Origin of the sequence: Sphingobium jiangsuense, assembly GCF_014196495.1 — a bacterium.
Classification (GTDB): domain Bacteria; phylum Pseudomonadota; class Alphaproteobacteria; order Sphingomonadales; family Sphingomonadaceae; genus Sphingobium; species Sphingobium jiangsuense.
Genome location: NZ_JACIDT010000003.1, coordinates 310,148 through 323,502 on the forward strand (window position 1 = coordinate 310,148; position 13,355 = coordinate 323,502).

At 65.0% G+C, this 13,355-nt stretch carries 13 protein-coding genes; all 13 read left to right on the plus strand.

All coding sequences use genetic code 11. From position 1 onward, the window contains the following. The first annotated feature begins 1 nt into the window (after window position 1). The 13 genes from rpsE to guaA all read left to right on the plus strand — a co-directional run bounded on the left by rpsE (window position 2) and on the right by guaA (window position 13,337). Window positions 2–691 carry a 30S ribosomal protein S5 gene (gene rpsE, locus GGR43_RS06450; protein ID WP_188071208.1) on the plus strand — a complete coding sequence of 230 codons (690 nt, stop codon included), beginning with the start codon at window positions 2–4 and terminating at the stop codon, window positions 689–691. 5 nt (window positions 692–696) lie between these two features. Further along, on the plus strand, window positions 697–873 hold the full coding sequence (gene rpmD / locus GGR43_RS06455) for a 50S ribosomal protein L30 (protein ID WP_188071117.1): 177 nt from the start codon (window positions 697–699) through the stop codon (window positions 871–873). 135 nt (window positions 874–1,008) lie between these two features. Continuing rightward, on the plus strand, window positions 1,009–1,536 hold the full coding sequence (gene rplO, locus GGR43_RS06460) for a 50S ribosomal protein L15 (protein ID WP_188071118.1): 528 nt from the start codon (window positions 1,009–1,011) through the stop codon (window positions 1,534–1,536). Window positions 1,537–2,001: 465 nt separating this feature from the next. Next, the gene (gene secY / locus GGR43_RS06465) at window positions 2,002–3,366 is read left to right on the plus strand and encodes a preprotein translocase subunit SecY (protein ID WP_188071119.1); all 1,365 of its coding nucleotides are present in this window, start codon (window positions 2,002–2,004) and stop codon (window positions 3,364–3,366) included. 37 nt (window positions 3,367–3,403) lie between these two features. Continuing rightward, window positions 3,404–4,054: an adenylate kinase gene (locus GGR43_RS06470; RefSeq protein ID WP_188071120.1), complete on the plus strand. Its 651-nt coding sequence runs from the start codon at window positions 3,404–3,406 to the stop codon at window positions 4,052–4,054. Window positions 4,055–4,578: 524 nt separating this feature from the next. Continuing rightward, the gene (locus GGR43_RS06475; protein ID WP_188071121.1) at window positions 4,579–5,664 is read left to right on the plus strand and encodes an acyltransferase family protein; all 1,086 of its coding nucleotides are present in this window, start codon (window positions 4,579–4,581) and stop codon (window positions 5,662–5,664) included. A gap of 195 nt (window positions 5,665–5,859) precedes the next feature. Further along, window positions 5,860–6,228, plus strand: coding sequence for a 30S ribosomal protein S13 (rpsM, locus tag GGR43_RS06480; protein ID WP_188071122.1), 369 nt, complete (start codon window positions 5,860–5,862; stop codon window positions 6,226–6,228). A 102-nt stretch (window positions 6,229–6,330) separates the two neighbouring features. Further along, window positions 6,331–6,720, plus strand: coding sequence for a 30S ribosomal protein S11 (rpsK, locus tag GGR43_RS06485; protein ID WP_129404559.1), 390 nt, complete (start codon window positions 6,331–6,333; stop codon window positions 6,718–6,720). A gap of 112 nt (window positions 6,721–6,832) precedes the next feature. Beyond that, the gene (locus GGR43_RS06490) at window positions 6,833–7,891 is read left to right on the plus strand and encodes a DNA-directed RNA polymerase subunit alpha (RefSeq protein ID WP_188071123.1); all 1,059 of its coding nucleotides are present in this window, start codon (window positions 6,833–6,835) and stop codon (window positions 7,889–7,891) included. 276 nt (window positions 7,892–8,167) lie between these two features. After that, entirely contained in the window at window positions 8,168–8,593 is a 426-nt protein-coding gene (gene rplQ, locus GGR43_RS06495) for a 50S ribosomal protein L17 (RefSeq protein ID WP_188071124.1), read from the plus strand. 171 nt (window positions 8,594–8,764) lie between these two features. Next, entirely contained in the window at window positions 8,765–10,972 is a 2,208-nt protein-coding gene (locus GGR43_RS06500) for a prolyl oligopeptidase family serine peptidase (RefSeq protein ID WP_188071209.1), read from the plus strand. Between the two features lie 118 nt (window positions 10,973–11,090). Continuing rightward, the gene (locus GGR43_RS06505) at window positions 11,091–11,687 is read left to right on the plus strand and encodes a hypothetical protein (protein ID WP_188071125.1); all 597 of its coding nucleotides are present in this window, start codon (window positions 11,091–11,093) and stop codon (window positions 11,685–11,687) included. Window positions 11,688–11,777: 90 nt separating this feature from the next. Next, a complete protein-coding gene (gene guaA / locus GGR43_RS06510) occupies window positions 11,778–13,337 on the plus strand; it encodes a glutamine-hydrolyzing GMP synthase (protein WP_188071126.1) in 1,560 nt (519 codons plus the stop codon). The last annotated feature ends 18 nt before the right edge of the window (window positions 13,338–13,355 follow it).

Consider the following 13,355-nt stretch of genomic DNA (forward strand, 5'->3'; position numbering starts at 1 on the left):
TATGGCGGATGAAGTGAACAACGAAGTCGGCGCCACCACCGGCGCTCCCGAAGCAGAAGGCCGTGGCCCGCGCCGTGGCCGGGGCGGCGATCGCAACCGGGGCGAGCGTGGTGGCCGTGGCCGCCGCGACGACCGCCGCGCCCAGGAAGACCAGGGCGAGGAACTGATCGAGAAGCTGGTCCACATCAACCGCGTCAGCAAGACCGTGAAGGGCGGCAAGCGCTTCGGTTTCGCCGCGCTGGTCGTGGTCGGCGACGGCAAGGGCCGGGTCGGTTTCGGTCATGGCAAGGCGCGCGAAGTGCCCGAGGCGATCAGCAAGGCCACTGCTTCCGCGAAGAAGAAGATGGTCCGCGTTCCGCTGAAGGAAGGCCGCACGCTGCATCATGACGGTCGTGGCCATTTCGGCGCCGGCCAGGTGACCGTCCGTTCGGCGCCCGCCGGTACCGGCATCATCGCCGGTGGTCCGATGCGCGCCGTGTTCGAGAGCCTGGGCGTCGCGGACGTCGTCACCAAGTCGGTCGGCACGTCGAACCCCTACAACATGATCCGTGCGACCTTCGAGGCGCTCGTCGAGCAGACCAGCCCGAAGTCGGTCGCCCAGCGTCGCGGCAAGAAGGTCGCCGACCTGCTGCGTCGCGGCGGCGCCTCCGCCGAGGTGGCGCAGGTCGAAGCCGAAGCGATTGCGGAGTAAGAGCGATGGCGAAAATCAAGATCAAGCAGGTCGGTTCGCCGATCCGTCGTCCCGAAGCCCAGCGCAAGATCCTGATCGGTCTGGGCCTCAACAAGATGCACCGCGTGGTAGAGCTGGAAGACACCGCCGAAGTGCGCGGCGCGATCGCCAAGCTGCCCCATCTGGTGCAGGTGGTCGACTGAGCAAATTCCGATCATCCCTTTCGGGATGGACGAACAGGGGCGGGGCGGCTACAGGCTGCCCCTTCCTTATTATTCGGTGATGGGGCTCCTGGCTCCTTCACCATGGCGCGAACATAGCGAAAGCGAGTGCAAGACATGAAACTGAACGAACTCAACGACAATCAGGGCGCCCGCAAGGGCCGCATGCGCGTGGGCCGTGGCATCGGCTCCGGCAAGGGCAAGACCGCCGGACGCGGCCAGAAGGGTGCGAAGGCGCGTTCGGGCGTCAGCATCAACGGCTTCGAGGGCGGCCAGATGCCGCTCCACATGCGCCTGCCGAAGCGCGGTTTCAACAACCCCTTCGCCAAGGACTATGCCGAAGTGAACCTCGGCGCGGTGCAGAAGGTGGTCGACGCGGGCAAGCTCGATGCGTCGGCGCTCGTCGATCACGCGGCGCTCAGGGCCGCCGGTCTCGCCCGTGGCGGCAAGGACGGCGTGCGCCTGCTCGGCAAGGGCGAACTGACCGCCAAGGTCAGCTTCTCGGTCGCCGGCGCGTCGAAGGGCGCGATCGAGGCCGTCGAGAAGGCCGGTGGCAAGGTCGACGTGATCGCCGTGGTCAGCGCCGCCGAAAAGGCCGCTGCCAAGAAGGGCAGTGCGAAGAAGGCCGCAGCCAACAAGGGCTGAACCATAGTCCTGTTCGAATTCCAAAGCCTCGCTGCCCGATCCGGGAGCGGGGCTTTGTTTTTGCCGCCATGGTTCTTGAGACGGTTGATGGTCGATGGGAGGGTTTCAGCCAATAGCTGGCAACCATCGCGTCATGCCAGCGCAGGCTGGCATCTTGGGATATGGCGCGCGACATGGCCTACGATCTGGGGTGACGGTAAAGGCGAAGGTCCGCTAACCGCTCCCAAGCCGTCTCCGGGCCGGTTCATATCAATGGCATTGCCCTGTTTTTCATGGCTGCCATGCGACCCAAGTAGCATTGCGCGCTTGCGTGGCGCGACCGAAAGGTTCAACTGCGGAAAGCAGGGATTCGACAAAGCGCGTTCATCGGGCATGGTAGTGGTTCACAGCCGGACCGGATGCCGCTAAAGGGTTCTTTTTCCGCGCTCGTCCGGGCGCCAGAATTTTTGAAGGTATGGTAGAGCAATGGCATCGAGAGCCGATCAGCTGGCATCCAATCTGAGCCTCGCCAAATTCGCGCAGGCCACGGAACTGAAGAAGCGCCTGTGGTTTACGCTGGGCGCTCTCATCGTTTTCCGCTTCCTCTCCTTCGTGCCGCTGCCCGGCATCGACCCGACCGTGCTGTCGCAGCTCTATGCGCAGACGCAGGGCGGCGTGCTCGACATCTTCAACACCTTTTCCGGCGGCTCGCTGGAGCGCATGAGCCTGATCGCGCTGGGCGTCATGCCCTATATCACCGCGTCGATCGTGGTGCAGCTCGCCGCCGCGCTGTCGCCCACCCTCGCGGCGATCAAGAAGGAAGGCGAGAGCGGGCGCAAGAAGCTCAATCAATATACCCGCTACGGCACCGTGGGCCTCACCGCCGTGCAGGGCTATTTCATCGCCGTGGGGCTTGAGAGCTTCGGCGCCAGCCAGGGCATGCAGGCAGTGGTCGAGCCGGGCATGCTGTTCCGCGTCGCCGCGGTGGTGTCGCTGATCGGCGGCACCATGTTCCTGATGTGGCTGGGCGAGCAGATCACCTCGCGCGGCATCGGCAACGGCGTGTCGCTCATCATCATGGCGGGCATCGTCGCCCAGCTGCCGGTGACGCTGAGCAACCTGTTCCAGTCGGGCCGCGAAGGCTCGATCTCCGGCTTCCTGATCCTCGGTATCATCGTGATCGGCCTCGGCCTGATCGCGTTCATCTGCTTCATGGAGCGGGCGCAGCGCCGCGTGCTGATCCAGTATCCCAAGCGCCAGACCCGGCAGGGGCTGATGCAGGCCGATCGCAGCCATCTGCCGCTGAAGGTCAACACGGCGGGCGTCATCCCGCCGATCTTCGCCTCCTCGCTGCTGCTGATGCCGCTGACGGTTTCCAAGTTCGCGGGCGATCAGGTCGCCGGGGAAAGCCGCTGGGGCGATTTCGTGCTGGAGATGAACCAGTGGCTGAGCCATGGCAGCCCGGTCTATATGACGCTCTATGGCCTGGGCATCGTGTTCTTCTGCTTCTTCTACACCGCGCTGGTGTTCAACCCGGAAGAAACGGCGGAGAACCTCAAGAAGAATGGCGGCTTCATTCCGGGCATCCGCCCCGGCAAGAACACCGAGAATTATCTCGATTATGTGCTGACGCGCATCACGGTGATCGGCGCGGCCTATCTGGCCTTCATCTGCCTCGTTCCGGAATATATCATCTCCAGCGCGGGCATACCCTTCTATCTGGGCGGCACCAGCCTGTTGATCGTCGTCAACGTGACGGTCGATACCGTGACGCAAATCCAGAGCCATTTGCTGGCGCATCAATATGGCGATCTCATCAAGAAGGCGCGCCTGAAGGGCCGGTTGCGCTGAGCCGGAAAGACAGAGAAAAACGACAGGGGACAGTCACATGAACATCATTTTGCTCGGCCCTCCGGGGGCCGGGAAGGGCACGCAGGCGAGCCGTCTGGTCGAGGAACGCGGCATGAAGCAGCTTTCGACCGGCGACATGCTGCGCGCGGCGGTGAAGGCGGGCACGCCGGTGGGATTGCAGGCGAAGGCCGTGATGGAATCGGGCGGCCTGGTGTCGGATGAGATCGTGTCGGGCATCATCGGCGAGGCGCTCGACGCGCTCAGCCCCGATGCCGGTGTGATCTTCGACGGCTATCCCCGCACCGAAGCGCAGGCCCGCTCGCTCGACGAGCTGCTGGCCGCGCGCGGGCGGACGCTCGACCATGTGATCGAGCTGGAGGTGGACGAGGACGCGCTGGTCGAGCGCATCACCGGGCGCTTCACCTGCGCGAACTGCGGCGAGGGCTATCACGACCGGTTCAAGCAGCCCGCGACGGCAGGCGAATGCGACAAATGCCATGGGCATGAGTTCAAGCGCCGGGCCGACGACAATGAGGAAACCGTGCGCACGCGCATGGCCGAATATCGCGCCAAGACCGCGCCGATCCTGCCGATCTACGAAGCGCGCGGCATCGTCTCCCGCGTCGACGGCATGGCCGACATGGATGAGGTGAGCGCGGCGATCGGGGCGATCCTCGACGGCAAATAAGGTGCGATCCCTCGGGAGATCCCAGAAGGGCGCCGCAGGTCGGCGCCCTTTTTCTTTGAGATTATATCCGTTGGGAACATGGGGTTTGAGACGGGTTGGGGTGGTCAGCGGCCACCCTTATTCGTCACCCCAGCGCAGGCCGGGTCGTAGGCCATGCTGCGCCCCGCCTCCTGAGGTGCCGGCCTGCGCTGGCATGACGGGATGGGGAATGGCGGATTTGGCGGGATCAACTGCCATTCTTCCACATCCGTTCGCAGGCTTGTCGACCCGGAGGGCGGGCGAAACCCAGCGCTGTTCCTTCCACCAAGAGAAGGACAGGGCTTTGACAAGCTCAGCCCGAACGGTTTCCGATGCCGGTCTTTGCCCGCAAAGGATACATCTCCCTTTGCTGATGGTGCCGGGGCAGGGGAACTGCCCGCTTCCCGCCCGATGCGCCCGATGCCTCGCCGCCTGAATGCGCGCGCGAACTTTCAGCTTTGATTAAGTTTACGCCTGTTTCAGCAATTTCCGTTTATAGAGCGGCAATGAAACGGAAAGAGGAGACCGATTCCGCGCGGCGCCCCACCGGTGGCCGTCTGGTCGAACTCGACGCCCTGCGCGGCATCGGGGCGATCGCAGTCGTCCTCTATCATTTGAGCGCCCGCTTCCCGGAGATATTTCCCGGCGTCGCGCATGTGCCCTTCACCTTCTGGCCGGGCGAATATCGCGTCCTCCTCTTCTTCGCGATTTCCGGCTTCGCCATCTTCTTTTCGCTGCGGCATATCCGGACGGTCGGGGATTTCCTCGTCAATCGCTTCGCCCGGCTCTTTCCCACCTATTGGGTCGCGATCCTGCTGATCCTGCTGTTCGAATATGTGGGGGACGTCGACCGGCTGAAGATCCCGCTCGTCAGCATCGCGGTCAATTTCACGATGCTCCAGAGCTATTTCTTCCACCCCGAAGTGGACGGCGCCTATTGGACGCTCGCCTATGAGCTGGGCTTCTATGCATGCATGATCGGGCTGTGGCGGCTCTTCGCCGGATCGCTCAAGCGGCTGGAATGGGCGTTCCTGCCCTGGCTGGGGCTGAAATGGCTGATGCTGCTGTGGGATGGGATACCCTGGCGGCTCACGCTGGTGCTGGTGCTGGAATTCCTGCCCTTCTTCATCATCGGCATGCTCTATTACCGCATCTGGTCGGGGGAGCGGCGCTGGCGGGCGCAGCTGCCCTGGTTCGCCGCCGCCCTCATCACTCTCTACGCCACCGGGCCGTGGGACCTGTTCCTGACCGGATGCGTGCTGGTGCTGGTGTTCGGGGCGATGCTGGCGGGCTGGCTCGGCTTCCTCACCATCCGGCCGCTGCTGTGGATCGGGCGGACGAGCTATCCGCTCTATCTGGTGCATGAGAATATCGGCTTCGTCATCATGGTGAACCTCGCGGGGATGGGGGTGAACCCCTGGCTCGGCTTCGGGCTGGCGATCGCGACCGTGCTGGTGCTGGGCGGGATTCTGCACCGCTATGTGGAGATGCCCGCCAACCGCTGGATCATGGAGCGGTGGAAGGCGCGCAAGGGCGTCACCCCTACCGCAGGCGAAGCAGCGGTCGGCGCGGCGGAGACGGCACCGGGTTGACACCGGGCGCTCGACTCGATAGGAACCGCCGCTTCCGATACGCTTTATGTACGGCGGTGCCATTATGGCGCTGGCCGTGCTTTTTGCGTCCCCGGAAAATTGTGGTGCCGCCTTTTCCTTCATGGCAGCGGGCGGTCTGACGCTTTGAGATGGGGTGCTTTGCCAAGCATCCTGTGGAGCAGGAGTAAGATTTCCATGGCACGTATTGCGGGCGTTAACATCCCGACCAACAAGCGCGTTATCATCGCGCTCACCTATATCCATGGCATTGGTCGCAAGACCGCTGTCGACATCGCCAACCAGCTGGGCATCGACCAGAGCCGCCGCGTTCAGGACCTGTCGGACGCCGAAGTGCTCCAGATCCGCGAAGCCATCGACGCCAGCTACACCGTCGAGGGCGACCTGCGTCGCGAAACCGCGATGAACATCAAGCGCCTGATGGACCTGGCCTGCTATCGCGGCCTGCGTCATCGCAAGGGCCTGCCGGTTCGCGGCCAGCGTACGCACACCAACGCGCGGACCCGCAAGGGCAAGGCGAAGCCGATCGCGGGCAAGAAGAAATAAAAACGGTCCGGGGGACTGTTTTGCATTTCTTCTCCGCCGGAGGCAGGCGGCCCAACCAAACCTCGCCTCCGCATCACCAGTTTCAAGTAGGAATATCAGGATATGGCACGGGAACCTCAGCGCATCAAACGGCGTGAGCGCAAGAATATTTCCGCGGGCGTGGCGCATGTGAATGCCAGCTTCAACAACACGATGATCACCATCACCGACGCGCAGGGCAATGCGATCAGCTGGTCCTCGGCGGGCATGATGGGCTTCAAGGGCAGCCGCAAGTCGACCCCCTATGCCGCGCAGGTCTGCGCCGAGGATGCGGGCCGCAAGGCTGCCGAGCATGGCGTGCGCACCCTCGAGGTCGAGGTGAAGGGTCCGGGTTCGGGCCGCGAGTCGGCGCTACGCGCGCTGCAGGCGGTCGGCTTCACCATCACGTCGATCCGCGACGTGACGCCGATCCCGCACAATGGCGTGCGCCCCTCCAAGCGCCGCCGCGTCTGATCTCGACTACCCGTTCCGGGGCGGCGGACGCGTCGCCCCTGCATTTGCATCGGCCGGGGTCGGTTGCCTTTCCTGAGGCAAAATGCTCCCGCCACATTCCCAGGGGAAATACATGACTGTCAACATGAAGAACTGGCAGGAATTGAAGAAGCCCAACAGCCTCGAGATCAAGGCCAGCGGCGATGGCCGGCGCAAGGCGACCTTCGTGGCGGAACCGCTGGAGCGCGGTTTCGGCCTGACGCTCGGCAACGCGCTGCGCCGCGTGCTGCTTTCCTCTTTGCAGGGTGCTGCCGTTACCTCGATCAAGATCGAGAATGTTCTGCATGAATTTTCCAGCCTCGCCGGCGTGCGCGAGGACGTTACCGACATCGTTCTCAACGTGAAGCAGATTGCGCTGAAGATGGAAGGCGATGGTCCCCGTCGTCTCCAGCTCTCGGCGACCGGCCCGGCCGCGGTGAGGGCCGGGGACATCGCCGTTTCCGGCGATATCGAGGTGATGAACCCCGACCTCGTGATCTGCCATCTGGACGAGGGCGCCTCGCTCAACATGGAACTGACCGCCGACACCGGCAAGGGCTATGTTCCGGCCGTTTCCAACCGCCCGGCCGATGCGCCGATCGGCCTGATCCCGGTCGATGCGCTCTATTCGCCGGTGCGCCAGGTCGCCTACAAGGTCGACAATACCCGCGTCGGCCAGGAGCTGGACTATGACAAGCTGTCGCTGACGGTCGAGACCGACGGCACGGTGGCCCCGGAAGACGCGGTGGCCTATGCCGCCCGCATCCTTCAGGACCAGCTCCAGCTGTTCGTCCACTTCGACGAGGCGCTGGCCGCGCCGCAGCCCGCCGCTGCCGCCGCAGCCGGTGCGAGCGAGGGCGAAGGCAGCGCGAACACGATCAACCGCTACCTCCTCAAGAAGGTGGACGAGCTGGAGCTTTCGGTTCGTTCGGCCAACTGCCTCAAGAACGACAACATCATCTATATCGGCGATCTGGTCCAGAAGACCGAGGCCGAGATGCTGCGCACGCCGAATTTCGGCCGCAAGTCGCTCAACGAGATCAAGGAAGTGCTGTCCAGCATGGGCCTGCGCCTCGGCATGGACATCCCTGGCTGGCCGCCAGAGAATATCGAGGAAATGGCCAAGAAGCTCGAACAGGAGCTTATGGGGTAAGCAAATTCCGACCGTCCGGGGGACGGTCGAAGAATTTGCTTGCCGCTTCAGGTGACCGGGCAGGTCGGCTGAAGCGCGGGTAAAGCGGCCAGACGCAACCCCTGTTGCCGAATAGCCGCTTCCCCTCTGACCGGCTTCCAAGGCCAGTCAGCATCAATTCCGGACCTCCCGGCCATGGCGTCGGCGAGGTTCCATCAAGGGGTATGGGCGGTGCCCCGTTTCACCGCCTGGACTGGGATACCTTGCACGGTCCCTTTACGAACGAAGGAATGAGATATGCGTCATAAAGTCGGTCATCGTAAGCTTCAGCGTTCCGCCGGTCATCGCACGGCCCTGCTCCGCAATCTCGCGGCCTCGCTCATCAAGCATGAGCAGATCACGACCGGCGCGGCCAAGGCGAAGGAACTGCGTCCCTATGTCGAGAAGCTGATCACGCTGGCGAAGAAGGGCGGCCTTTCGAACCGCCGTCTCGCCCATGCCCGCCTGCTGGACGATGCGCAGCTGACCAAGCTGTTCGACGTGCTGGCCGAGCGCTACGAGGATCGCAACGGCGGCTACACCCGCGTCATCAAGGCGGGCTACCGCGCGTCCGACGCTGCGCCGATCGCGGTGATCGAGCTGGTCGACCGTGATGTCGACGCCAAGGGTCAGGACAGCGGCCCGGTGCAGGGCGCGGATGAGGAAGAGCTGGCGGACGCCTGATCCCTTCCCTCCGGGGCTTATTCGAGACTTCACAAACGGGCCGTCAGTCCATAGGCTGGCGGCCCGTTTTTGTCCGTTTTATCCAGGGGCGCCCGACAAGATCAAACAGGGCGCCTTCCAGCCGAGGGGAACATAATGAAGCATGGGGTTTGGCTGCTTGTCGGGGCGGCCATGACGCTGGCGGCGTCGTCCGCCGGGGCGCAGAAGCCCGCCGAAGCGCGGGGGCCGGATGCGGCAGGTCCGGCCGTTTTCTCCTCCTCTTCTTCCCTCTCCGCCAAGGGCCAGGCCATGTCCGCGATCCGCTACCCCGTCACCCGCCGTCAGGATCTGGTCGAGGAGAAATTCGGCGTGGCCGTCGCCGACCCCTGGCGCTGGCTGGAGAACGACGTGCGCACCGACAAGGAGGTCGAGGCCTGGGTCGAGGCGCAGAATGCGGCGACCGCCCGCTATCTCGCCACCCTGCCGGGCCGCGACATATTGAAGGAGCGGATGCGCGCGCTCTACAGCTATGACCGCTATTCGGTGCCGCGCAAGGCGGGCAGCCGCTATTTCTACGCGCATAACAGCGGGTTGCAGAACCAGTCGCCGCTCTATGTCCGCGACGGCCTGCACGGGAAGGAGCGGTTGCTGGTCGATCCCAACGGCTTCGCCAGGGACGGCGCGACCGCGCTCGCCGAGTGGGAGCCCGCGCCCGACGGCCGGCATCTGGTCTATGCGGTGCAGGACGGCGGCAGCGACTGGCGCACGCTGCATGTGCTGGATGTGGACAGCGGCAGGATGCTCGCCGACCGCATCCGCTGGGTGAAGTTTTCGGGCCTCAGCTGGGACAAGGACGGCAGGGGCTTTTTCTACTCCCGCTTTCCGGAACCGGAGGAAGGCGCGGCCTTCCAGTCGCTCAACCGCGACAGCCGCATCTGGTATCATCGTCTCGGCACCGACCAGTCGGCGGACGAACTGGTCTATGCGACGCCGAGGCATCCGGGCTGGAATCACGCAGCGGAGGTGACGGACGACGGGCAATGGCTGGTCATCACCTCGTCCGAGGGCACCGACCCGCGTTACGAGATCACCGTGATCGCGCTGGGCGAGGACAAGCGCAAGCCGCGCACCCTCGTTCGCGGCATGGACAATGAATGGCGCTTCGTCGGCAGCATCGGCAGCCAGATGTGGTTCCTGACCGACAAGGGCGCGCCGCGCGCACGGCTGGTGAAGCTGGACGCCGCGCGTCCGGGGCGCAAGCCGGTGGAGATCGTCGCCGAGCGCGCCGATACGCTGGCGGGCGCGTCGATGATCGGCAGCCGCATCGTCCTCGCCTATATGCGCAATGCCCAGTCCGAGGCGGAGCTGATCGAGCTGGACGGCAAGCGCGCGGGCGACGTGCCGCTGCCGGGGCTGGGCACGGCGGCGGGATTCGGCGGCAAGGCGGGCGATCCGGAGACCTTCTTCCACTTCTCCGGCTTCACCACGCCGGGCACCATCTATCGCTTCGACACCTCCACCCGCGCGCTGGAGGTGTTCGCGCAGCCGAAGCTGCCCTTCAACCCCGACGATTATGTCGAGGAACAGCTGTTCTACGCGTCGAAGGACGGCACCAAGGTGCCGATGTTCATCGTCCGCAAGAAGGCACTGGCAATGGGCCGCGTGGCCGCGCCGACGCTGCTCTACGGCTATGGCGGCTTCAACATCGCGCTGACGCCGGGCTTTTCGCCCACGCGCCTCGCCTGGCTGGAGCAGGGCGGGGTGCTGGCCATCGCCAATCTGCGCGGCGGCGGCGAGTTCGGCAAGGAATGGCATGAGGCCGGACGGCGCGCCAACAAGCAGAATGTGTTCGACGATTTCATCGCTGCGGGCGAATATCTGATCGACAACGGCTATACCGGCAAGGATCAGCTGGCGATCGAGGGGCGTTCCAACGGCGGCCTGCTGGTGGGCGCGGTGACGAACCAGCGGCCCGACCTGTTCGCCGCCGCGCTGCCCGCCGTGGGCGTGATGGACATGCTGCGCTTCGACCAGTTCACCGCCGGTCGCTATTGGGTCGACGATTATGGCTATCCCGACCGGGAGGAGGATTTCCACATCCTGCGCGCCTATTCGCCCTATCATAATATCCGCGACGGAGTGGACTATCCGGCGATCCTCGTGACGACCGCGGATACGGACGACCGGGTGGTGCCGGGGCACAGCTTCAAATATGCCGCCGCGTTGCAGGCCGCGAAGATCGGCGGCAAGCCGCACCTGATCCGCATCGAAACGCGCGCGGGCCACGGATCGGGCAAGCCCACCGACAAGGTGATCGACGAGTTCGCGGACAGCTATGCCTTCATCGCCCGCTGGACCGGCCTCGCCATCCGCCCGATCGGACCGGGGAAGAGGGACTGACAGGAGTTTACACAATCCCGCCCGCGCGCCGGGCGTCGTTCAGAATGCGGACAGCCGCGCGGGTATAAAATGCCTTGTTGAAGCGCCCATCATGGGCGGGCGGGAAAGGAATGGAACCATGTCCGGTTCGAAGATGCGGTGGATTGCGGGCGCGGTGAGCGCGGCCGCGCTCGTCATGGGCAGCGTCGCCCCGGCGGCGGCGCGCGGGCCTGGTGGCTGGGGGCAGGGCGGCTGGAGCCAAAGCAATTGGGGATCACGCGGCTGGGGCGGCTATCGCCATCGCGATCGCGGGCTGAACGGAGGCGAGATCATCGGCATCGCCGCGTTGATCGGCGCGGTGGCGGTGATCGCCAGTTCGGCCTCGAAGAACGGCAAGAGCCGCTCCTCCTACCCGGACGACCGCGATTATCGCGACTCGCGCGACTATCCCGATGACGATGCCTATGTCCCCTCCGGTGCGGCGATGAGCGCGGATCAGGCGGCGGACGCCTGCGCGCTCGCCGTGCGCGACAAGGTTGAGGGCGAGCAGGGCGGCTATGCGCAGATCCTCGACATCACCGAGCCCCGCGCCGCCGGGCAGGACGGCTGGGCCGTCGACGGCCGGGTGGAGCGCCGCTCCGGCTATCGCGGCGGCGGCGGAGAGGTACGGCGCTTTTCCTGCGACGTGCAGGGCAGCCGGGTGGCGGAGGTCTATATCTCCCGCGATGCGGGTTAAGGCTTAATCGGCGAGCGGCACTGGACAGGGACGGGCGAGGGGCTTAACCGGCACTTCCATCCGCCCTTCCAGTCGAGAAAGCCGATTCCCATGACCGCGACGACCCATCAATCCATCCTGATCGTGGATTTCGGGAGCCAGGTGACGCAGCTCATCGCGCGCCGGGTGCGCGAGGCGGGCGTCTATAGCGAGATCGCGCCGTTCAACGCCGCCGCAGAAGCGTTCGAGCGGATGAAGCCCAGCGGCATCATCCTGTCGGGCGGCCCGTCCTCGGTCACCTGGGCGGACAGCCCGCGCGCGCCGCAGCATTTCTTCGACGCGGGCATTCCGGTCCTCGGCATCTGCTACGGCCAGCAGACGATGATGGAGCAGCTGGGCGGCAAGGTCGAGGGCGGCGAGGGCGGCGAATTCGGCCGCGCCTTCATCGAGATCACCGGCGCCTGCAAGCTGTTCGACGGCCTGTGGAAAGAGGGCGAGACGCATCAGGTATGGATGAGCCATGGCGACAAGGTGACCAGCCTTGCCGACGGCTTCGAGATCGTCGCGAAGAGCGAGGGCGCCCCCTGCGCGATCGTCGCCAATGAGGCGAAGCGCTTCTACGCGATGCAGTTCCACCCGGAGGTGGTGCACACCCCCGACGGCGCGAGGCTGATCGCCAATTTCGTGCGCCATGTCTGCGGCTGCGCGGGCGACTGGACGATGGCCGAGTTCCGCGCGACCAAGATCGCCGAAATCCGCGAGCAAGTAGGCGAGGGCCGGGTGATCTGCGGCCTGTCGGGCGGCGTCGATTCGGCGGTGGCGGCGGTGCTGATCCATGAGGCGATCGGCGACCAGCTGACCTGCGTGTTCGTCGACCATGGGCTGATGCGCCTCAACGAGGCCGAGCAGGTGGTGACGCTGTTCCGCCAGCATTACGGCATCAACCTCGTCCATGTCGATGCGAGCGAGATGTTCCTCGGCGGCCTTGCGGGCGTGACCGACCCGGAACAGAAGCGCAAGTTCATCGGCAAGGCTTTCATCGACCTGTTCGAGGAAGAGGCGCGCAAGATCGGCGGGGCGGAATTCCTCGCGCAGGGCACGCTCTACCCGGACGTGATCGAATCGGTCAGCTTCACCGGCGGGCCTTCGGTGACGATCAAGTCGCACCATAATGTCGGCGGCCTGCCCGAACGCATGAACATGAAGCTGGTCGAGCCGCTGCGCGAGCTGTTCAAGGACGAGGTGCGCGTGCTGGGCCGGGAACTGGGCCTGCCGGAAATCTTCGTCGGCCGCCATCCTTTCCCCGGCCCCGGCCTCGCCATCCGCATTCCCGGCGAGGTGACGCAGGAGCGCTGCGACATCCTCCGCAAGGCGGATGCGATCTATCTGGAGGAAATCCGCAATGCGGGCCTCTATGACGCGATCTGGCAGGCGTTCGCGGTGCTCCTCCCGGTCCGCACCGTGGGCGTGATGGGCGACGGACGCACCTATGACAGCGTCTGCGCGCTGCGGGCGGTGACCTCCACCGACGGCATGACGGCGGATATCTATCCGTTCGACGCCGCCTTCCTCAGCCGCGTGGCGACGCGGATCATCAACGAGGTGAAGGGCATCAACCGCGTGGTATACGACTATACGTCCAAGCCGCCGGGCACGATCGAGTGGGAGTGAGCCCGGCCGCTTCAGCGA